Consider the following 20,172-nt stretch of genomic DNA (forward strand, 5'->3'; position numbering starts at 1 on the left):
AGTTATGGCCAGTAAAATATTTGTACTTGATACCAATGTATTATTAATGGACCCGATGGCTATTTATTCTTTTGACGAACATGAAATAGTTATTCCCTTACCGGTAGTGGAAGAGATAGATAATTTAAAAAACAAGAATAATTCAATCGGGTATAATGCCCGGGAGACTTCCAGGATTTTAAATGACCTGAGGAGTAAAGGTCGCCTTAATGAGGGAGTAGAACTTCCTGATGGAGGTTTATTAAGACTAGTGATAGATTTTAATGATATGGTTTTACCTAAAGGTTTAAGTTTTACCAAAATGGATAACCGTATCTTATCTACTGCTATTAATATAAAAAAAGAAGAACCCGGGCGGGAAGTAATTCTGGTATCAAATGATATTAATTTAAGATTAATAGCCGATGCCTTTGGTTTAAAAGCTGAAGAACATAAATCCAGCAGGTTAAAAGATGAAGATATATATACAGGAATTAAAGAAATTGATGTTCCTTCTAAAGTAATAGATTTATTTTTTAGTAATGAGGGTATTCCCCCTGAGGATATAAATAATGAGAATATAGAACTATATCCCCAGGAAATGGTTCAGTTTAATGCAATTGATGTTGAAAACAAACATGCCCTCGGGAGATATGATGGTAACAGGGTGGTACCCTTTAAATTTTTGCGAAAACAGGCCTGGGGTATTAAACCAAGAAACAGGGAACAGTCCATGGCCTTTGAATTGTTACTCAATGATGATATTAAGTTAGTAACCCTTGCTGGAAAGGCAGGGACCGGGAAAACCCTGTTAGCCCTTGCCTGTGGCCTGGCCAAAGTGACTGATGAAGGAAGGTATAACCGTCTTCTGGTTGCCAGACCGGTTGTTCCCATGGGTAATGATATAGGTTTTCTTCCGGGGAGCAAAGAAGAGAAGTTACAGCCCTGGATGCAACCAATATTTGACAACCTTGAATATATCCTGGGGCAACCCGATAATAGTTCCGATTATTCTTTTGAATATCTGGTTGATAAAGATTTAATTCAGGTGGAGGCATTAACCTATATTAGAGGTAGATCTATTCCCGGTCAGTTTATAATAATTGATGAGGCCCAGAATTTATCCAGTCATGAGATAAAAACAATTATAACCAGGGTTGGTAAGGGTAGCAAGATAGTTTTAACCGGAGATCCTTACCAGATAGATAACCCTTATTTAGATTTACACAATAATGGCTTAACCCATCTGGCACACAAATTTCATCAGGAGAAAATAGGAGGTCATGTTACCCTTGTTAAAGGGGAAAGGTCAGAGCTTGCCGAAATAGCAAGTAAAATTTTATAACTCTGAAATATAATAGCTTCCAGGGGATTTTTATAATTCTGGTTGTAAAAAACTGGACGCGACTTCTGTTATAAAACAAATGCCTCTCCATTTCCTTTAATGGGATTTAGAGAGGCATTTATTTATTCATTTATCAGACCAGGGTAATAATCTTTTTAATAAGTTTTTATTATTTTCCTCCTTCCGCTGGTCCAATCTTTTGCGAATCTCTTTAATAAGCTCTCTGTCCCGTCTTTCAAAGGTAATATTTAATAACTTTATTGCCTGCAAGTATTCAGTCTTTAAATTCTGTTGTCCTTCTTTTAATTCTTTAATACCATTTTCTACCCCATCAATCTTATCAATAAGAATAGAAACAAGGGAACTAACCCGTTCATCTGTTTCTCCAACCAGTGTTGCTGCTACATCCTGTTTACTTTCCTCAAGGTTAAGTATTTCCCTTACCTGTTTTATGGAGAATTTTCGTTCATATAAATATTCCTTTATCTTCTTAAGGGTTTCAATATTGTCAGGAGTAAACTTTCTGTAGCCATTTTTATCCCTTGGGATTTTTAAGTAATTACCAAGTTCTGATTCCCAGTATCTTAATGTTGATGGGGCTACATTTAAAATTTCAGCTGCTTCTGAGGTAGTATAGTCTTTCTTTTCCATGCCATACCTCCTTTCTCTGTTATCAGCGTTTTTATAAGTATTTTTTATACTAAAAATAAGGAAAAAAACAGGCTTTAAGTTTCCTTGCTTAAACCATTGTCCAGCTGTTATAATGAAGTTACTATATAGGTTAAAGTTATTTACTTTATATGTATTATTCTATGTAAACAAGTAAAATCCTGCAAGAATAGAATAATATACCAAATATGTAATCACTATAAATTTATTTTTGTTTAATACAGGGGGAATAGAGAATGTACCATTTTAGTTATAAAAATACCTTAATTATATTAGTTGCCATGATAACATTTGTTACAATGCTGATCAGTATTGACGGAGAAAGGGTTAGTGGTCTAACAAAGTTGCTTGAGACTGATTTAACTGATTTTGAAATACATAATTTATATAAAAAAGCCAGAACAGAATATTATAACGGTAATCCCCTTAAAGCATATGATTTATATAAAACTATTCATGGGGCCCGGAGTAAAGACCTTAGGAGCCTTAAAAACCTTGTTACGCTTTCAGAAGAGCTGGGTCAATACGAAGATACCCTCTTTTACTTGAACAGGTTAATCAACCTTGAACCGGAGAACATTTACTGGAAATATAAAAAAGGACAGGTTTTTTACCAGTCTGCCAGATATGAAAGTGCTTATAAATTACTTTATGATACCTATCAATTACTTAACCAGAATAATAATAAAAATGGACAAATCCTCTCAAATAAAGAGAAATCACTGCTAAACTACTATCTGGGGAAGATACATCAGTTAAAAGGTGAAACAGATAAAGCTAAAAAGCATTTCCAGAATGGGATTAAATTATATTCTGATTTACCCTTGAATTATATGGGCCTTGCCGGGGTTTTTAAAAATGAAAGACAATATAAAAAAGCAGTATATCATTATAAATTATCCCTGAGCAGGGATTACAGTCTTTCTTTTATATATCCAGAACTGGCAATCTTAATGGAGAAACTGAATAATTACGAAGATGCCTATTATTACTGGAAGAAAAGTCTGGCAACCGGTAATAGTACCAACAGGGCCAGAAAAAAGATAACTTTTTACGAAGAAAACTACCCAGCTATCATCAAAAAAGAGGAATCTGAAAAAGAAAAAAAAAGGGAGAATATATACTGGCGCCGTGTAGAACCGGTTTATGGAGAGAATATACCTGAATTAAGGATAGGACTGGTTGAAGGCGTTAAGTCAATTTCCTTTCAGGCTTCATCTGATTTTGCCTTTGTTCTTAAAGGAAATAATAAGCCTTTACTACAGGGTAATGCCAATACAGAGTGGAGTGTAAAAAGGGAAGAGGGGACATATTTTATTTTCAAAGAAAAGAAACTTATAAGGAAGTATAAATCAAATAAACCTTTAGTTATAAAATCAAATAAACATGGATTATTTTTATTATATGACCTTGCCTATGGTAAAGGTTATTTCTGGGCAGACAATGAAGACCGTCAGTTCCGCGGTGCCCTGGAAGCCTATCCGGTCAATGATGGTTTCAACCTTATAAATATTGTTAATGTGGAAGCATATCTTTTATCAGTTGTACCATCTGAGATGCCGGCCTGGTGGCCACATGAGGCTTTGAAAACACAGGCCGTTGCTGCCAGGAGTTATGCCCTGGCCCATTTGAACAGACATAAGGATGACGGATATAATTTATGTGCTGAAGTACATTGTGCTGCTTACAGGGGGGTTGAGAAAGAAAGCCCACGGACAACAAAAGCTATTCTGGAAACAATGGGTGAGGTTATTACCTACCATAATAGAATTATTGATGCAGTTTTCAGTAGTAATAGTGGTGGGTTTTCCGAGAGTAGTTATGATATCTGGGGTAGTAAACTACCTTATTTACCGGGGTCCAATAATATGATTGATAATAATATTGAATTCCCTCTTGACCCCTATAAACTTGAAAGATGGTTAATCACAGACACACCTTCTTATTCAAATAACCCCCGTTATTCACCTAACAATAGTTATCGTTGGGTAAAATATTTACCGATAGGAGTCCTTGAAGAGAAGTTAAATATAAAAGATATAATAAATATAATCCCCCTTGAAAAAAGCAAAGGGGGAAGTGTCTTGAAACTAAAGATTACTGGTAGGAATAAAAGCCTGACCTTATCGGGGGGAAGGATTAGAAGTTATCTCGGGGGATTGAGGAGTAGTAGATTTTTAATAAAAAAAATATATAGTCCTGAGGGGACCATATCTTCATTAATACTATATGGAGGTGGTTGGGGGCATAATGTTGGCCTCGATCAAACGGCAGCTGCCAGTATGGCTGATGAAGGTTTTAATTATAAACAGATTTTAAAACATTTTTATAAAGAGACCGAGATAAAAAAATTATATGAGTAAAATGGATCTGTCTGTACTGCTTAAATCTACCTTCCATTTTCCATTTATATTGTTTAACTTTAATTTTATTGTTTTATTGTTAATATAGTATTCATCCCCCAGGACTTCAAAACTACCCTTTAATTTGAGGGTTGCGAAAGCTGAATTATTATTGTAGTCTAAATTTAAAATGTTATAGCTTAATTCCCTTATATCTGTTTTAGCCAGGCCCAGTTTCCAGAACAGGGGCCTGTTAATAGTATTTTTTTCTATTTTATCATAATTTTTTTCTTTGATTCCACTTATTAATTGTGTAATTGTATCTCTAATTCTGGAATAACGTTCGGTATTCATACTTAACCTCCATTTAATACTTGTTATCGTTACAAATCTAAGTTATAATATGATATGTAAATTAGCAATAAATTGATACAAATTAAACTATAGAAAAGGAGAATGTAAAATGAGGGATACTAATAAATTAACAGCAATCGGTGTACTGAGTGCTCTATCCTTATTGCTTATGGTATTAATAAAATTTCCCTTGATTCCTACGGCTCCGTATTTAATTTATGAGCCAGGGGATGTACCGATTTTAATTATTAGCTTTGCCTATGGCCCGATTCCAGCTTTAATTGTGACTTTTATTCTGTCTATTCTGATGGCCCTTTTTACTGGATTAGGGGGTTTATTTGGTGCAATTATGCATTTCCTGGCTACCGGAACTCTGACTTTGGTAGCTGGAGTTATATATAAGAGGAAGCATAACAGGAGTGGTGCTATAACAGGTCTACTGATGGGTTCGGTGGCCATGACAGTAGTTATGGTTATAGCCAATGTTTTACTTGACCCCTACTTTATGGGTTTCACACGTGAACAGATTATAGCCATACTTGCCCCGGCCATTATTCCTTTTAATATTGTTAAATCATTATTAAATTCTTTTATAACTTTTATTATTTATAAAAAGATATCCTATTTTCTTAAAGATAAGGGTCTTAAAGGGTTTAAGAGTGCCTGAGTTTTATCAGTAGTCTAAATTTATTATTATATAACTAAAAATAAAAGTATTTTAACAATCTCCAGCAGTTTACTGCTGGTTTTTTTTTAGGAATTGTGAATTACCTCCTATGTATATAATTTTTAAGTAATGGAAAAAATACATATAAATAAAATCTGTACTGTCTGGAGGTAACGGCACATGAAATTACTTAAAAATATAATTGTTTTATTTGTTTTCATTGTATTTCTTACCAGTCTGGTTCAGGCTGCTGAAACAACGGTGTATACTGTAAAAAGGGGAGATACTTTATCTAAAATTGCTCATTATTTTGATGTTAATATAGAGAAAATCATCAGTTTAAATAAAATAAACAATCCAGATGTAATAAGGATTGGTCAAAAGATAAAAATTCCTGTAAAAAAAGTTACTTATCAGGTTAAAAGAGGCGATTCCCTATGGGAAATAGCAAAAAAATTCAGGGTTAACATAAAAACATTAATTAAAATTAATCAAATAAAAAACCCCAGGGTTATTTATGCAGGACAGAAAATAATGATTCCAACAAATTCAGGTGAGGTCCGGTATACACTGGCTTCCCGTTCTTATGATTCCCATTTTATCTGGCCGGTTCAGGGGAGGCTTACTTCTGAATTTGGCTGGAGAATACACCCTATCAGGAAAGAAAAACACTTTCATACCGGAATAGATATAGCTGTTCCCATAGGTAGTCCTGTTTATGCGGCAGAAGAGGGTATTGTTATTTATAGTGGGTGGAAGAATGGTTATGGTAACCTTGTCATCATAAAACACCGGGATAATAAACTAACATATTATGCCCATAATTTAAGACTCCTTGTAAAAAAAGGGGAGAGGGTCAAACAGGGAAGAATAATTGCTTTAAGCGGTAATAGTGGTGATTCAACAGGACCTCATTTACACTTTGAAATAAGGGTAGGTAATCGGGTAGTAAACCCACTTCAGTATTTAAATAAAAGGTATTTGTTAAATGGTTTCCGGGTCTGAAAGGGGGTTAGCATGAATAGAAAAGAAAAAATAGATACAATAGCTAAATTTGTTGCCGCCTATCCAGAATCTACTGCCAGCCGCACTATACTAAAGAGGTATTATCTTTTTAATAATAATCTGGAAACCAGTGAAGAACTTGGTATTGTATTGAAATCTGTTTTAAAAGACAAAAAGGATGACGAAATTGATTTTTGTTACTATTTAGTTAAATAAGTTGACAAATAAACTCCCCTCTTATAAAATCCAATTAGAAAGAGGGGATTTTCTATGGAGATAGTATTTCTGGGAACAGGAACCTCTCATGGAGTTCCGGTCATTGGGTGTAACTGTAAAACCTGCCAGTCCAAAAATCCAAGGAACAAACGGACCCGTTCCTCTATTTATGTTAAATTTGAATCTTTTTCTATTCTGGTAGATACTCCCCCCGAACTCCGTTTACAGCTTCTCAATAACGGAATACATAAAGTAGATGCTATTCTATATACCCATTCCCACGCCGATCATATTATGGGCTTTGATGATATCAGGGCCTTTAATTTAATTAATAAAAGACCGCTGCCCTGTTATGGTAACAGTTCTACAATTAAAGATATCAAGAGAACCTTTAATTATATTTTTAACGCTGTACAGATGGGTGGAGGGTTACCTCAGGTTCAACTCATTGAGGTTAATTCTACTTTTTTTATTGAGGACATAAAAATCATCCCCCTTCCTGTCAAACATGGAAAACTTGATATCCTGGGTTACCGCTTTGGGCGAATAGCCTATATAACTGATTGTAGCCACATTCCTGAATCAACCTATGATAAGTTAGAGGGGCTGGATATACTGATAATAGATGCGTTAAGATACCGGCCTCACCCTACTCACATGAATATATCAGAAGCCCTGGAAGTTATTGAGAAAACAGGGGTTAGCAGGGCTTATTTAACTCACCTTTCCCATAGTGTTGAACATGAGGAGCTAAAAAAGAATTTACCTTCATGGGTTAGACCTGCCTATGATGGTTTAAAGATAATAATATAGATCAGGGAATGGTATTATATCAATCTATTATTAAAAAATTAATTATTATAATATTTGTTTATATAATAAATTTAACCATGAAAGGAGGATAAAACTTTGAATATAGTCCTCGTTGAACCTGAAATACCGCAAAATACTGGTAACATTGCCAGGACATGTGCTGTAACCGGATCAAGTCTTCATTTAATAGAACCCCTTGGCTTTTCAATTGATGACAGGTACCTGAAAAGGGCCGGCCTTGACTACTGGGATAAACTTGATATATATTATTATGATTCCCTGGAAGAGCTAATGAAAAAATATAAAGATTCCAATTTTTATTTTGCTACTACCAAAGCACCAAAGTCATATGATATTGTTTCATATCAGGAGAATGATTTCATTGTTTTTGGTAAGGAAACAGCCGGTCTGCCGGAATCTTTACTTAAGAATAACATTGAGAATTGTATTAGAATTCCCATGAAGGACAATACCAGGTCTTTAAATCTATCAAATTCGGTTGCCATTATTCTCTATGAGGCATTAAGACAGCTTAATTTTCCAGGATTAAAACATGAGGGTAAATTTATAAATATAGGCAAGTAGTATGGAATAAATTACAAATAAATGGATGCAGGAATTTATTAATATACTGTCGAATATAATAGATACCTATGTTTATTCTAAATGGTATATATAACCAGTTTCTTAAAAGAGGGTGGGGGTGATTTAAAATAAATAAAAAAATTTTTAAGGCAATTATAATATTTATAATTATTACTATGATAATTAGTAGTCCCGTCCTTGCCACCACCCTGAAGTTGGGTGATAGGGGAAGGGAAGTAAAAAAGGTTCAACAGATTTTAAGGGACCTGGGGTATGACATTGAAGTTGACAGTGTCTTTGGTTATAGAACAAAACAGGTTGTGCAGGCTTTTCAGTTAAATAATGGATTGGATGTAGATGGTATTGTTGGTGATAAGACTTTAAATTTACTGCATGAAATGGTAGAAGAAACTAAATATATAGTTAACAAGGGGGATACCCTGTCTGAAATCGCCCTGAAAACAGGGTCTACCGTACAGGCAATAAAAGATAGAAATAATCTTAAATCTTCTAAGATTTATACAGGTCAAAAATTATATATCCCTAAAACAGGTATTGGTGGCGGTAAGGATGGAATACTCTATGATAGAATAATACATGTTGTCCAGCGGGGAGATGCCCTCTATAATCTTGCTAAAAGATATGGGACTGAAGTGGAAACAATTAAACTGGCCAATAACCTTCATAGCAACCGTATTTTTGTAGGACAGACCCTGGTTATACCCCACCTTAAAGAAGGAAGGAAACATAATTTCAGGCTTAAAAAGGGAGCTTTTATATGGCCTGTGCTCGGCCGGATTTCTTCACCATATGGGTACAGGATCCATCCTATAACCAACAAACGTGAATTTCATGGCGGTATAGATATAGCTGTTCCTATTGGTACCAGAATTAGAGCTGCTGCCAGTGGTACCGTTATCCAGAGTGGCTGGATAAGGGGGTTTGGGAAAACCATAATTATTGACCATGAAAATGGTATCAGAACCCTTTATGCCCATAATTCACGTCTGTTAATAAGAGCCGGTCAAAAGGTGAAACTGGGGGATGTTATTGCACTGGCAGGGAGTACCGGGATGAGTACCGGTCCCCATCTGGACTTCAGGATTTATAATAAGGGGAAAACAGTGAACCCGATTAATTATTTACCTTAAATTATATTAGGAAATAAAATAAACTAAAAATTATATAGGAAATAACATAAACTAAGTCTGGAATATAACAATACTTTGTCAGGTTATCTATTATGATATTTTATCTGCTATAATATTTTTTGTTTTTCCTATACTTTAACAGGATTATATTTCTTAATTAAGAGAGGGTGAAGAGAGGGTAGAAGGGTAGGTTTTGACAAAAAATTAAAAGTTAATTTTAAAAAACACAGAGGGAACCGTTGAGTTCCTCTCTGTGTTTATATTTTGTATTTAATTAGAAATAAAATATTAAAGTAAAAAGATTTTATTTATTCTGCAGATGAGATTATATCCCTATCCAGGATTTTATCATAGGTTAACCTGTCTTTAAATTCTTCTTTTTTTCCCTTGTTCCACTGTGATACCGGGGTTAAAAAACCAACAACCCGGGAATAGACCTCACATTTCTGTCTCTTTTTTTCCATTACTATTCCTCCTTTTAATTTCTAATTCCCACATTGGATATATAAGGCGATATTTTTGATTTAAAATCCTCAAGTACATGAGGTGGAAATCCCTTTTTTGATTTAAAGGCACTATCCAGTGTATTATGTGGTTTAAAGTTCTGGATGAAATAACGACCTGCTCCTTTAATTAATTCAGCTATTTTTATCAGATCATTTTCTGTATGATAGCCAGGGATTACTGTTGTTCTGAATTCATAGTCTATATTTGAATTAAGCAGAATATTAATACTTTCTTTTATCTGATTATTATATTTAGAGCTTCCGGCCAGCAACCCATATCTGGAAAAAGGAGCCTTGATATCCATGGCAATATAATCAATTAAATTTTCCTTTACCAGTTTGTTTATTAGATCAGGTTTCGTTCCGTTGGTATCAAGCTTTATTTTGAATCCCATTTTTTTTATTTTTCTAATAAAAGGTTCTAACCCAGTCTGCAGAGTGGGTTCGCCACCGGTTATACAGACACCGTCTATTAATTTTTTTCTTCTCCTGAGAAATTCGAATAATAAATCCAGGGAAATAAAGTCAATATTTTTGTTGTTGTTTTTAACAAGACCTGAATTATGGCAGTAAGGACACCTTAAATTACAACCATAAGTAAAGACAACAGTTGATATTTTTTCAGGATAATCAATAAGGCTTGTTTTCTGTAAACCAGCTATCTTCATAGACCTCACCCGGTTTTCTCTACTTTATATCCAATTTCTGCATCACATTTGGGGCAATATTCATGCTCTCCTGGTAGATATCCATGGATTGGACATATACTGAAGGTAGGGGTTATTGTATAATAGGGGAGTTTAAAGTTTTCAGCAATTCTTCTGACAAGGAGTTTAGTACTGGTGGTTGAAGGTAATTTTTCACCTATAAAGCCGTGGAAAACAGTTCCCCCAGTATAACGTGTCTGCAAAGGATCCTGTAATTTCAGGGCTGTAAAAATATCATCTGTATATCCTACAGGTAAATGTGTAGAATTTGTATAATAAGGATCGGCATTTTCATTACGTACTCTTTCTTCATTTGCTGTAATAATATCACTAAATCTTTCCTTATCAAGCCTGGCAAACCTGTATGAAGTACCTTCGGCAGGAGTAGCTTCCAGATTATAGAGTTGTCCAGTTTCTTCCTGGTATTTAACCAGTCTTTCTCTCATCCTGTCCATTATTTCAAGGGCAAATTCTCTTCCTTTCTGACTGCCAATATCTTTGCCTATAAAATTTATGATAGCTTCATTCATACCATTAAGACCAATAGTATTAAAGTGGTTTTGCCAGTAGTTGTCAAATCTCTTTTTAATATCCCTGAGATAGAATTTGGAATAGGGGTAAAGACCGGATTCAGTAAGTTTTTCTAATACTTTTCTTTTGATCTCCAGACTTTTTCTGGCAATATCCATTAGATGAAAGACCCTCTGCATAAATTCTTCTTTATTACTGGATAAATAGCCTATCCGTGGCATATTAATGGTGACAACTCCAATTGACCCGGTCATAGGATTAGCACCGAATAGGCCGCCTCCCCGTTTTCTTAATTCCCGGTTATCAAGTCTGAGGCGGCAGCACATAGAACGGGCGTCTTCCGGGTTCATATCACTATTAATAAAGTTACTGAAATATGGTATTCCGTACTTGGCAGTCATTTCCCATATAGGTTCAAGAACAGGGTTGTCCCAGTTAAAATCACTGGTAATATTATAAGTTGGAATAGGAAAGGAGAAGACCCTTCCCTTAGCATCCCCCTCAAGCATAACTTCGGCAAAAGCACGATTTAACATATCCATTTCTTTCTGGAATTCCCCAAGGGTTTTATCCATGGGTTTCCCCCCTATAATAGCCGGTTGATCAGCAATGGCTGGAGAGGGTGTTAAATCCATTGTAATATTGGTAAAAGGGGTCTGGAAACCAACCCTGGTGGGGACATTCATATTATAAATAAACTCCTGCATGGCCTGTTTAACATCTTTATATGAAAGGTTATCATAATATATGAACGGGGCCAGATAGGTGTCGAAGTTGGCAAAGGCCTGGGCTCCAGCTGCTTCCCCCTGAAGGGTATAAAAAAAGTTTACTATTTGTCCCAGGGCTGTTCTAAAATGTTTTGGAGGTTTACTTTCTACTTTGGTAGAGACCCCACCAAAACCTGTTAGAAGAAGATCCTGCAAATCCCAACCACAACAATAAACGGAAAGATTACTTAAATCATGAATATGTAAATCTCCATTAAGATGATGTTCTCTAACCTCTTTGGGATAGATTTCCTGTAACCAGTATTGAGCTGTAATTTCCGATGAAATATGGTTATTAAGTCCCTGTAAAGAGAAGCCCATATTACTATTCTCATTTACCTTCCAGTCAGATTTATCCAGATATCTATTTATGGTATTAATGGCATCACTGAAGAGCTTTTTAGTATTCCTGAGTTTGGCATGTTGTTCCCTGTAAAGAATATATGCTTTAGCAGTTTCAGCATAACCCTTTTCTATCAATACTTTTTCAACTAAATCCTGGACCTGTTCTACAGTTGGTACCCCTTCATCTTTAAAAAATATATTTAAGTAAGATATAATCTCCCTTGTAATTTCTTCGCCAATTTCTTCTACATCATTCCTCCCTACGGCTTGAGCTGCTTTCATTACAGCATTTTTAATTTTTTCATGTTTAAATGGAACCAGACGACCGTCTCGCTTTTTAATCTTACCGACCATTAATAAACCTCCTCTGATATAGAATAACAGTCTTGAAATAAAATGACAGGGTCAATTGTATCCTATTTTTGTGGTTGTGTCAAGGGACTGCATTAATCACCTTACAATATATAGTGTGTAAAATAAATTAAAACCACAATATGTTGTGTTATATCATTAATTCTCTGGAGAGGCTAAAAATTCCTGCCTGATATTTAAAATAAATATGATTTTTTTAAAATAATTTGTTATAATAGTCAAGAAAGTAAGATTATTGTGGAAGGTTAAAATTTATGACCTTTAGAAAGGTGGGGAATATGAAATTAAAATATATTTTTGGACCGGTTTTATCGAGAAGACTGGGAAAATCCCTTGGAATTGATTTAATTCCCTTTAAAACCTGTTCCCTGGACTGTGTTTACTGTGAATGTGGTAAAACAGATAAACTGACCCTGGAGAGGAAAGAGTATGTACCGACTGAGGAGGTAATTAATGAACTAAAAAAATATCTGTATAACAGACCGAAGTTAGATTATATTACCTTTTCCGGTTCTGGAGAGCCGACCCTTCATAAGGGTATCGGAGAAATTATTTCTTTTTTAAAAGATAATTATCCCGAATATAAGGTGGCCCTACTGACCAATAGCACTCTTTTATACCGTAATCAGGTTATTTCAGAAATTAAAGGGTGTGATTTGATTGTACCTTCATTAGATGCTGTATCAGAAGAGATATTCCAAAAAATAAATAGACCTGTGTCTGGTTTGAATGCAGAATTAATAGTAAAGGGTTTGATAAACCTCAGGAAAAACTATAACGGTAAAATGTGGCTGGAAATATTCATAATTCCGGATTTGAATGATAATAAAAAGGAGTTAATGCTATTCAAGGAAGCAATTAATAGAATAAAACCCGATAAGATTCAGTTAAATGTCCTGGACCGACCAGGAACAGAAAATTGGGTAAAACGTATACCAGAAGAAAGGCTTATGGAAATAGCTGAATACCTGGGTGATAATGTAGAGGTTATTACTTAAAAAATTTTTTAATTTATTGCTTGACAACTCAAAATAAAGATGTTAATATATTTAACGTCGTCAACGAGGTGGGCCATTAGCTCAGTTGGTAGAGCACCTGACTTTTAATCAGGTTGTCGGAGGTTCGATTCCTCCATGGCTCACCAATATCGCGGGGTGGAGCAGTCTGGTAGCTCGTCAGGCTCATAACCTGAAGGTCGGCGGTTCGAATCCGTCCCCCGCAACCATTTATGGTGAGATAGCTCAGTTGGTAGAGCAGAGGACTGAAAATCCTCGTGTCGGCAGTTCGATTCTGCCTCTCACCACCAGATATTATTAACCCGGTTAGATACCGGGTTTTTTTTATTTATATAAGATTTAATTTCATAAAAATACTTTCATAATAAGAATCTGCAATAATATCTAATAAATATTAATTTTTTATACGTTAGTTTTCAATATTTAAGAAACCTTATAATAAACAATAGCTTTACTTTCCAATTTTTTTAAGATAAAATAAAATTAATTACAATTAGAGAAATGAGAGGAGGTAACAATGAAACTTACATATGTTTTGTGGATTATTTTAATAATCTTATTTATCCTTCCTGTTATAAGAAATAAATTATTGATTTATCAGCGTATAAAGCTGATAAAAAAACTTGAGAAAGAACGTAATAGCAGGGTTATAACCATGATACACCGCCAGGAAATATTGAGTTTTATCGGAATACCCTTTACCAGGTTTATTAATATTGAAGATTCTGAACAGATATTACGGGCTATCAGATCAACACCTGATGAAAAACCCATTGATATTCTATTACATACCCCTGGAGGGCTGGTCCTGGCAGCAGAGCAAATAGCCATGGCTATAAAGAAACACCCGGCCCCGGTCCGGGTTATTGTTCCCCATTATGCTATGTCAGGGGGAACACTGATTGCTCTCGCTGCCGATGAGATTATTATGGATAAAAATGCGGTACTGGGACCAGTCGATCCCCAGATAGGCCAGTATCCAGCCGTTTCAATACTTAAAACTGCTTCAACCAAGAACAAAGATGAGCTTGATGACGAAACCCTGATCCTGGCAGATGTAGCCAGTAAAGCAGTCCATCAGCTCCAGAATTTTTTATATTTATTACTGGAAGATAGAATGGAAAAAGAAGTTGTTAATCGGGTTGTTAAAAATCTTTCATCAGGAAAGTTTACCCATGATTTCCCCCTCAATTTAGATGTCCTGGAAGAACTGGGCATTGAAGTTAATACTGAACTTCCCGATGAAATCTATGACCTGATGGAATTATATCCTCAACCAGGCTGGGGACGACCCTCAGTATATTATGTTAATTAGAAATCCGGAAGTTCCTTTATGGCTTTTTTTCTCTGTTTGACATCGGTATGTGTATATATCTGGGTAGTTGAAATATCGGCATGCCCCAGTAAATCCTGCAAAATTTTTAAGTCTTTTGTCTTATGATATAGTAGGGAAGCAAAAGTATGCCTGAGTTTGTGTGGTGTTATTTTATCAGCATTTTTTACACCGGCCAGTTTAGCGTATTTTTTAACCATCATCTGAATGGTCCTAACACTTATTCTTTTACCATGTCTGGATAAAAACAGGGCCTTAATAGCATCTTCATTTTTGGGTTGAATTTCATTACGTTCAGGGAAATAATTTTTAATAGACATAATTACATCAGGATGGAGAGGTACATACCTCTCCTTTTTTCCTTTTCCATAGAATTTAATTGACTGGTCCTTAAAATCAATATCATCCAGATCAAGTCCAACAAGTTCTGAAACCCGTAAACCTGCATAGAGAAAGAGCTTTACTATAGCCAGATCCCTTTTTAAGTTAACCCCTCCGTGCTTTTTTATTGTTTCTATATACTTCTGGGCGTCATTAAGCTTCATATAAATAGGTTCGGCTCTGACTTCTGTTTTACTGGCTTCAATGGTGGCTGCTGGATTGACTTTTATGTATTCATATTTTACAAGAAATTTAAAAAAGGATCTAATTGAATAGAGTTTGCGGTTTCTGGTGGTGGGGGCATTGTCATGGACCAAGATAGTATCACCTAAAAATTCAGCTATATGGTATTTATTAATTTTATCTAGAGAAAAGTCATTTTTAAAGCCCATCTCATTGGTTAGATAAATATAAAAGAGGTTTAAATCCCGTTCATATTCCTTTACAGTTAGAGGGGAATAACCCCTTTCTGTTGCTAAATATTTTTTAAAACTTTTTACTGCATTTAAATATTCAACATTGTTTGCCATATTATTACCTCCTGCGACAAAGTTATCTTTTGCGAAATAACCTGTTTACTATATTCAATAAATAATAAAAATATCCTTCTTGAAACTGTATATAATTGAGGGCAAATATTAAACTAACAGGAATAAAATCCCCTCCTGTTTCATAAATAATAATACTGCCTGGTTTATATACAATATTTTTAAGGAGGGGATAATAAATTGTATCAAAAAAGAGTTGTCAGTAATAACTATTGCAGGGTAGAATGGAACGGGGTTATGTTTTATAAAACCCCTGAGCCAATTGAACAATTGATCCAGTCACCGGAGATTTATTTTAGCCAGACAATTTTTTTTAAGGATGATTTACCTAAAATAATGGGTAAATTACTTGATTTATTTGGACAGCCTAATGGACGCAAAAGCCATCCCTTAATATCACGGGAATATGATCTTGCCGGTGTTTATAATAATAATACATATTATTTTAAAGTTTATGACTGGTGTGCTGACCAGGTAAGAATAAGTTTTGAGCATAGTTTATTACCGGCCGGGGAAGGTTTAACATCATGGACCAGAGTTAATAAAAAATATTATATAGCTAAAAAAAACAGGATAGAGAAAATAATTGAGAAAAAATTTGTTGAATTAATTGAAGAACATGGAGATTTATGTGATTTTAAAGAGAAGTTTAAATATAATGGCATCACCTATGGGGTCAAGAATGGGAAACCGTATTTTAACTATAAAAAAAGCTAAATATAAAAACCCCCCGCCAGGTGCGGAGGGTTTAATTTTTATTAGACAAATTGACCATCTTTCATAATAACCTTTCCATCTATTTTCACGGTGGGTTTATTTATAATACCATCCAGGTGACTATCTACCTGCACATTACCGCCAAAGGTACTGTTATCACCAATGGCAATATGTATAGTTCCCATTACTTTTTCATCTTCAAGAACATTACCGGTAATGGTTGCCTTATCATTTGTTCCAATACCGAGTTCAGCAATGTTTCTGGCTTCTTTACCGTGTTTATCCAATAATTTCTTTAGTATTTCAGCTTCATGCCCACCGCTAATATCTGTGACATATCCATTCTCAACAACAAGCTTAATGGGTTCTTTAAGAATTCCAACCCCGGCCATCGCCCCGTCTACAACGATTACTCCATTTGAAGTACCCTCAACGGGTGCAATATAGGCTTCACCGGCAGGTAGGTTTCCAAAGCTGCCTCTTTCCGTATATATACCTGTATCTGGATGACCTTTACGACCCTTTATTGACATATTTATTTCAGTACCTGATTTTGTGGTAATTGTAACTTCAGACCCATTATCCAGAATCTTTGAATAGTTGAGGCTACGTTCTTTGATCATTTCATAATCAGCAGTTAAAGTTCTTTTCATAATGTCTTCAGTGATTCCAGGAAGGGTTGCCCCTCTACAACCGGCTTTATTGGCTTCTTTACGGGCTTTGGTGTGGGATAAAGACTTTGAAGTTGGGGCAATGAATACATCACAGGATTTCATAAGTTCAGCCACAGGAAGTGGTGGTTCTTCACCGTGGTTTGACCGTTCAATTATTTCCAAAAAGATAGCCTCTGAACCTATTTTCTTTGCTTCCTCCCAGATGGTTCTCGATATTTTACGGGAGGGTTTATCGGCAATTACTACAACCTTTTCATCCTTTTTTACCTGTAAACAATCTTTTACTATAATTCGTGCAGCATCAATTAATGAGGCCATATTATCCCTCCTTTTTTTGTGTTAATAATTCATAAGAAATTACTTTACCCCTTGAATGAATTTTAAGCAAACCCCTTTCTACCATTTCATCTAAAATACTATTGGCCAGTTCTTCAGGGTTTTCAACCTTTATAGACAGATTAGATAAAAAGCCACCTTTTAGTTCAAGACCATCAAGGGAATTTATAATATCTTTAAATTCAATCCTGTTTTTACCTTCAAGTAAATTCATGACTTTATTCCAGACCATTTTTTTGAACTTTAATTGTAAAACCTGAGGTTTGCGCTGGGCTTTAATAAACCCCCAGGCATAAAGGATAATAAATGCCATGGCAAAAAGGACAATACCTATGATTATATCCAATGAAACCACATCCTATATTATTTCAGAGTTATTAATCCATTATTCTTTAATATACCTATAAAAGTGACCAGCCTATCATAAACTGGGGCTGCTTCTTCAGGATATTGTTTTTTTAATTTTTTAGCTATCTGGTTTAAATCCTGATTACCATCACACTCCAGCCAGACAAAACTTCCTACCTTGTCGAGTTCAAGGGTTGTCTGTTTTGGTGTTTTAAAAACTTTTTGAAAGATCCTGTCTATCCAACCATTACGTTTAATTATAAGTGTTAAATTTCCGTCCTCATCTTCCTGCCAATCAATATTTTCTCTTCTTCTGGGTTTCATCTCTAATAGATTTTTTTTCCTAGGCACAAACAACTACCCCTTTTTTTAAATTATTTAAGAAAAGGTGTAAATAGCTATGGGGGATACATATAATATCCCCCATAGTTTTAATAATTTATCCTTTTAGCTAAATATTATTCTTTTTTGGCCAACCAGGAATACTTAATAAGGCTTAAGACCAGAAGGCCAAAGAAGATCAGGGCCCAGCTACTTCCAAGCACCGGAGAATCTGATAAGGCCAGAGAACCCCCGAAGAAGGCAACTATAGCAAGGATAACACCCAGCAGGGCATCTCCAGCAATTAACCCTGAAGCAAATAGAATTCCTTTTTCACGTTTTTCCTTCAAGTCTTCATCATTACTGGTGAATTTCTTAAGGAGCCCCCTGATAATTCCACCAATAATAATTGGAGTACTGAGATGAATCGGAAGATATAGCCCGACTGCAAAGGGAAGAGACCCTATACCAAAGAGCTCAACAATTAAGGCTGTAAAGACACCTGTTAAGACAAGAGCCCAGGGTAGAGTACCTTCCATAATACCTTTAACAACTAAAGACATCAAAGTTGCCTGTGGTGCAGCCAGTTCTTTAGAACCTATGGTATAGGCTTCATGTAACAAGATCAGGGTAAATCCAATTACAAGGGCAGAAGCAAGTACACCAATTATTTCACCAGTCTGCTGTTTTTTAGGGGTAGCCCCAACCAGAAAACCGGTCTTTAAGTCCTGGGAGGTATCACCGGCAACAGCAATAGCAATACATACCAGGGCCCCAACACTTAAGGCAGCAATCATACCAGTTTCTCCTGTCCAGCCAAAAGCCTTAAAGAGTACTGTAGTAAATAAGAGAGTAGCTATGGTCATTCCTGAAGCAGGGTTGGATGAACTACCAACAATACCTACAATTCTTGAAGATACGGTTACGAAGAAGAAGCCGAATAAAAGAACAAAAAGGGCACCGAGTCCACCTACAGGAATTTGTGGTGTAAAGGCAATTAAGAGGAATAGTATTACTAATATGGCAATTACCCATTTAATTGAAAGGTCATCAAAGGTCCTTTTGTTAATATCACCAATGCCTTCTGCAAACCCTGACAGAGCATCTTTAAATGAACTCCAGATGGTGGGAATAGCCTTTAATAGACTAACTATTCCACCCAGGGCTACAGCGCCGGCCCCTATATACCTGATATAATAGTCCCAGATACCCCAGTAACCCAGTTCAGCTATGGGAGCAGGGGCAGGGTAGAAGGGTTCAGGTAAGTTGTGACCTAAAGTTGCAATTAGAGGGATAAAGACCAGCCATCCCATAATACCACCGGCCAGCATTAATGCTGCAATTCTGGGCCCAATAATAAAACCAACACCCAGTAAGGCCGGTAGAACATCCATACCGATAGCTGCTCCCCTTAAACCGGGTAGAGTAGTTTCAATAGAGGTTGGCCATAATTTAAAGCCGTCGGCAATAAATTTATAAAGGGCACCGATACCGAGGCCTGTAAATACTGTTTTAGCACCACTACCACCTGTTTCACCAGCTACCAGAACTTCTGCACAGGCAGTACCTTCAGGATATGGAAGTTTACCGTGTTCACCGACAATTAAATGGCGGCGGAGTGGAATCATAAATAAAACCCCGATTAAACCACCAATCAAGGCGATAATAAACATTCTGAAAATACTCGGTTGAATACCCCAGATTATTAAAGCTGGAATTGTAAATATGACACCGGCTGCCAGGGATTCACCGGCTGAAGCTACAGTTTGTACCATGTTATTTTCTAAAATAGAATCTCGTTTCATAATACCGCGTATAATTGCCATGGAAATAACAGCTGCCGGGACAGATGCACTGACAGTCATACCTACTTTAAGACCCAAGTAAGCATTTGCAGCACCGAAAATAACAGCCATTAAAATACCTACTATTACTGACGTCAGTGTAAATTCTGGCATTACTTTTTCCGCAGCAACATATGGTTGATATTCTTCCCCGGGTATAACTTCATAAGCACTGGGATGGAGTCCCTTTTTCTTTTCTTCCATTAAAAAAATACCTCCCTTTGTAATTTGTTATTTCCCGGTCACTAAAATTAATTAATCATGAAAGTTATTTAAATAAACATCCATGAAAATTGTAAA

The 20,172-nt window shown here is 35.6% G+C and carries 21 protein-coding genes and 3 tRNA genes; 14 read left to right on the top strand and 10 right to left on the bottom strand.

Annotated features, from left to right (window positions below; all coding sequences use genetic code 11):
• Nucleotides 1–4: 4 nt before the first annotated feature.
• The gene (locus tag HORE_RS05720) at nt 5–1,324 is read left to right on the top strand and encodes a PhoH family protein (protein ID WP_012636032.1); all 1,320 of its coding nucleotides are present in this window, start codon (nt 5–7) and stop codon (nt 1,322–1,324) included.
• Nucleotides 1,325–1,450: 126 nt separating this feature from the next.
• Here HORE_RS05720 and HORE_RS12415 read toward each other — a convergent pair whose 3' ends face one another.
• Nucleotides 1,451–1,975, bottom strand: coding sequence for a MerR family transcriptional regulator (locus HORE_RS12415; RefSeq protein ID WP_012636033.1), 525 nt, complete (start codon nt 1,973–1,975; stop codon nt 1,451–1,453).
• Nucleotides 1,976–2,229: 254 nt separating this feature from the next.
• On the opposite strand from HORE_RS12415, the gene HORE_RS05730 reads away from it, so the two are divergent.
• Complete coding sequence (locus HORE_RS05730; protein ID WP_012636034.1) at nt 2,230–4,356, top strand: SpoIID/LytB domain-containing protein; 2,127 nt, start codon at nt 2,230–2,232, stop codon at nt 4,354–4,356.
• On the opposite strand, the gene HORE_RS05735 is transcribed toward HORE_RS05730, so the two are convergent.
• Nucleotides 4,345–4,689, bottom strand: a complete 345-nt coding sequence (locus HORE_RS05735) for a hypothetical protein (protein ID WP_012636035.1) — start codon at nt 4,687–4,689, stop codon at nt 4,345–4,347. The two genes, HORE_RS05730 and HORE_RS05735, sit on opposite strands and share 12 nt — an antisense overlap.
• Before the next feature lie 109 nt (nt 4,690–4,798).
• Between HORE_RS05735 and HORE_RS05740 the strand changes: the two genes are divergently transcribed.
• From HORE_RS05740 to HORE_RS05765, 6 genes are all read left to right on the top strand, one after another.
• On the top strand, nt 4,799–5,356 hold the full coding sequence (locus tag HORE_RS05740; RefSeq protein ID WP_012636036.1) for an ECF transporter S component: 558 nt from the start codon (nt 4,799–4,801) through the stop codon (nt 5,354–5,356).
• Between the two features lie 180 nt (nt 5,357–5,536).
• Nucleotides 5,537–6,361, top strand: a complete 825-nt coding sequence (locus tag HORE_RS05745; protein ID WP_012636037.1) for a peptidoglycan DD-metalloendopeptidase family protein — start codon at nt 5,537–5,539, stop codon at nt 6,359–6,361.
• 12 nt (nt 6,362–6,373) lie between these two features.
• Nucleotides 6,374–6,577, top strand: coding sequence for a hypothetical protein (locus HORE_RS05750; protein WP_012636038.1), 204 nt, complete (start codon nt 6,374–6,376; stop codon nt 6,575–6,577).
• Between the two features lie 54 nt (nt 6,578–6,631).
• Nucleotides 6,632–7,390 carry an MBL fold metallo-hydrolase gene (locus HORE_RS05755; RefSeq protein ID WP_012636039.1) on the top strand — a complete coding sequence of 253 codons (759 nt, stop codon included), beginning with the start codon at nt 6,632–6,634 and terminating at the stop codon, nt 7,388–7,390.
• 96 nt (nt 7,391–7,486) lie between these two features.
• Nucleotides 7,487–7,975, top strand: a complete 489-nt coding sequence (gene trmL / locus HORE_RS05760) for a tRNA (uridine(34)/cytosine(34)/5-carboxymethylaminomethyluridine(34)-2'-O)-methyltransferase TrmL (RefSeq protein WP_012636040.1) — start codon at nt 7,487–7,489, stop codon at nt 7,973–7,975.
• 176 nt (nt 7,976–8,151) lie between these two features.
• Complete coding sequence (locus HORE_RS05765) at nt 8,152–9,126, top strand: peptidoglycan DD-metalloendopeptidase family protein (protein WP_012636041.1); 975 nt, start codon at nt 8,152–8,154, stop codon at nt 9,124–9,126.
• A gap of 308 nt (nt 9,127–9,434) precedes the next feature.
• Here the strand turns inward: HORE_RS05765 and nrdD are convergent, their stop codons facing one another.
• The 3 genes from nrdD to HORE_RS05780 are packed head-to-tail and all read right to left on the bottom strand — an operon-like array spanning nt 9,435 to nt 12,336.
• Nucleotides 9,435–9,590 carry an anaerobic ribonucleoside-triphosphate reductase gene (gene nrdD, locus HORE_RS12795; RefSeq protein WP_041605913.1) on the bottom strand — a complete coding sequence of 52 codons (156 nt, stop codon included), beginning with the start codon at nt 9,588–9,590 and terminating at the stop codon, nt 9,435–9,437.
• Nucleotides 9,591–9,604: 14 nt separating this feature from the next.
• Complete coding sequence (locus tag HORE_RS05775; RefSeq protein WP_012636042.1) at nt 9,605–10,300, bottom strand: anaerobic ribonucleoside-triphosphate reductase activating protein; 696 nt, start codon at nt 10,298–10,300, stop codon at nt 9,605–9,607.
• Between the two features lie 5 nt (nt 10,301–10,305).
• Nucleotides 10,306–12,336 (bottom strand): ribonucleoside triphosphate reductase, encoded by a 2,031-nt coding sequence (locus HORE_RS05780; protein WP_012636043.1) that lies wholly within the window; start codon nt 12,334–12,336, stop codon nt 10,306–10,308.
• A 296-nt stretch (nt 12,337–12,632) separates the two neighbouring features.
• Between HORE_RS05780 and HORE_RS05785 the strand changes: the two genes are divergently transcribed.
• The 5 genes from HORE_RS05785 (at nt 12,633) to HORE_RS05805 (ending at nt 14,685) form a co-directional block, all read left to right on the top strand.
• On the top strand, nt 12,633–13,352 hold the full coding sequence (locus HORE_RS05785) for a radical SAM protein (protein WP_012636044.1): 720 nt from the start codon (nt 12,633–12,635) through the stop codon (nt 13,350–13,352).
• Nucleotides 13,353–13,422: 70 nt separating this feature from the next.
• Nucleotides 13,423–13,498: transfer RNA gene (locus HORE_RS05790), tRNA-Lys, on the top strand.
• Between the two features lie 4 nt (nt 13,499–13,502).
• Nucleotides 13,503–13,579 (top strand) — tRNA-Met (locus HORE_RS05795).
• Nucleotides 13,580–13,584: 5 nt separating this feature from the next.
• Nucleotides 13,585–13,660: transfer RNA gene (locus tag HORE_RS05800), tRNA-Phe, on the top strand.
• A gap of 227 nt (nt 13,661–13,887) precedes the next feature.
• Nucleotides 13,888–14,685, top strand: coding sequence for an SDH family Clp fold serine proteinase (locus tag HORE_RS05805; RefSeq protein ID WP_012636045.1), 798 nt, complete (start codon nt 13,888–13,890; stop codon nt 14,683–14,685).
• Here the strand turns inward: HORE_RS05805 and HORE_RS05810 are convergent.
• Nucleotides 14,682–15,614: a tyrosine-type recombinase/integrase gene (locus HORE_RS05810; protein WP_012636046.1), complete on the bottom strand. Its 933-nt coding sequence runs from the start codon at nt 15,612–15,614 to the stop codon at nt 14,682–14,684. The two genes, HORE_RS05805 and HORE_RS05810, sit on opposite strands and share 4 nt — an antisense overlap.
• Nucleotides 15,615–15,812: 198 nt before the next feature.
• On the opposite strand from HORE_RS05810, the gene HORE_RS05815 reads away from it, so the two are divergent.
• Entirely contained in the window at nt 15,813–16,349 is a 537-nt protein-coding gene (locus HORE_RS05815; RefSeq protein WP_012636047.1) for a hypothetical protein, read from the top strand.
• Between the two features lie 41 nt (nt 16,350–16,390).
• Here HORE_RS05815 and HORE_RS05820 read toward each other — a convergent pair whose 3' ends face one another.
• The 4 genes from HORE_RS05820 to HORE_RS05835 form a co-directional block, all read right to left on the bottom strand.
• On the bottom strand, nt 16,391–17,341 hold the full coding sequence (locus HORE_RS05820; protein ID WP_012636048.1) for an aminopeptidase: 951 nt from the start codon (nt 17,339–17,341) through the stop codon (nt 16,391–16,393).
• 1 nt (nt 17,342) lies between these two features.
• A complete protein-coding gene (locus HORE_RS05825) occupies nt 17,343–17,705 on the bottom strand; it encodes a hypothetical protein (RefSeq protein ID WP_012636049.1) in 363 nt (120 codons plus the stop codon).
• A gap of 17 nt (nt 17,706–17,722) precedes the next feature.
• On the bottom strand, nt 17,723–18,058 hold the full coding sequence (locus HORE_RS05830) for a PqqD family protein (RefSeq protein ID WP_012636050.1): 336 nt from the start codon (nt 18,056–18,058) through the stop codon (nt 17,723–17,725).
• A 107-nt stretch (nt 18,059–18,165) separates the two neighbouring features.
• On the bottom strand, nt 18,166–20,076 hold the full coding sequence (locus HORE_RS05835) for an OPT family oligopeptide transporter (RefSeq protein ID WP_012636051.1): 1,911 nt from the start codon (nt 20,074–20,076) through the stop codon (nt 18,166–18,168).
• Between the last annotated feature and the right edge of the window lie 96 nt (nt 20,077–20,172).

Origin of the sequence: Halothermothrix orenii H 168 (assembly GCF_000020485.1) — a bacterium.
Lineage (GTDB): Bacteria > Bacillota > Halanaerobiia > Halanaerobiales > Halothermotrichaceae > Halothermothrix > Halothermothrix orenii.

Bases quoted from the DNA above. Each gene is read 5' to 3' on its own strand.
- HORE_RS12415 (WP_012636033.1), bottom strand. From the start codon at position 1,975: ATGGAAAAGAAAGACTATACTACCTCAGAAGCAGCTGAAATTTTAAAT.
- HORE_RS05820 (WP_012636048.1), bottom strand. From the start codon at position 17,341: ATGGCCTCATTAATTGATGCTGCACGAATTATAGTAAAAGATTGTTTA.
- HORE_RS05735 (WP_012636035.1), bottom strand. From the start codon at position 4,689: ATGAATACCGAACGTTATTCCAGAATTAGAGATACAATTACACAATTA.
- nrdD (WP_041605913.1), bottom strand. From the start codon at position 9,590: ATGGAAAAAAAGAGACAGAAATGTGAGGTCTATTCCCGGGTTGTTGGT.
- HORE_RS05720 (WP_012636032.1), top strand. From the start codon at position 5: ATGGCCAGTAAAATATTTGTACTTGATACCAATGTATTATTAATGGAC.
- HORE_RS05835 (WP_012636051.1), bottom strand. From the start codon at position 20,076: ATGGAAGAAAAGAAAAAGGGACTCCATCCCAGTGCTTATGAAGTTATA.
- HORE_RS05755 (WP_012636039.1), top strand. From the start codon at position 6,632: ATGGAGATAGTATTTCTGGGAACAGGAACCTCTCATGGAGTTCCGGTC.
- HORE_RS05775 (WP_012636042.1), bottom strand. From the start codon at position 10,300: ATGAAGATAGCTGGTTTACAGAAAACAAGCCTTATTGATTATCCTGAA.
- HORE_RS05805 (WP_012636045.1), top strand. From the start codon at position 13,888: ATGAAACTTACATATGTTTTGTGGATTATTTTAATAATCTTATTTATC.
- HORE_RS05730 (WP_012636034.1), top strand. From the start codon at position 2,230: ATGTACCATTTTAGTTATAAAAATACCTTAATTATATTAGTTGCCATG.
- HORE_RS05785 (WP_012636044.1), top strand. From the start codon at position 12,633: ATGAAATTAAAATATATTTTTGGACCGGTTTTATCGAGAAGACTGGGA.
- HORE_RS05740 (WP_012636036.1), top strand. From the start codon at position 4,799: ATGAGGGATACTAATAAATTAACAGCAATCGGTGTACTGAGTGCTCTA.
- HORE_RS05810 (WP_012636046.1), bottom strand. From the start codon at position 15,614: ATGGCAAACAATGTTGAATATTTAAATGCAGTAAAAAGTTTTAAAAAA.
- HORE_RS05765 (WP_012636041.1), top strand. From the start codon at position 8,152: ATGATAATTAGTAGTCCCGTCCTTGCCACCACCCTGAAGTTGGGTGAT.
- HORE_RS05780 (WP_012636043.1), bottom strand. From the start codon at position 12,336: ATGGTCGGTAAGATTAAAAAGCGAGACGGTCGTCTGGTTCCATTTAAA.
- HORE_RS05750 (WP_012636038.1), top strand. From the start codon at position 6,374: ATGAATAGAAAAGAAAAAATAGATACAATAGCTAAATTTGTTGCCGCC.
- HORE_RS05745 (WP_012636037.1), top strand. From the start codon at position 5,537: ATGAAATTACTTAAAAATATAATTGTTTTATTTGTTTTCATTGTATTT.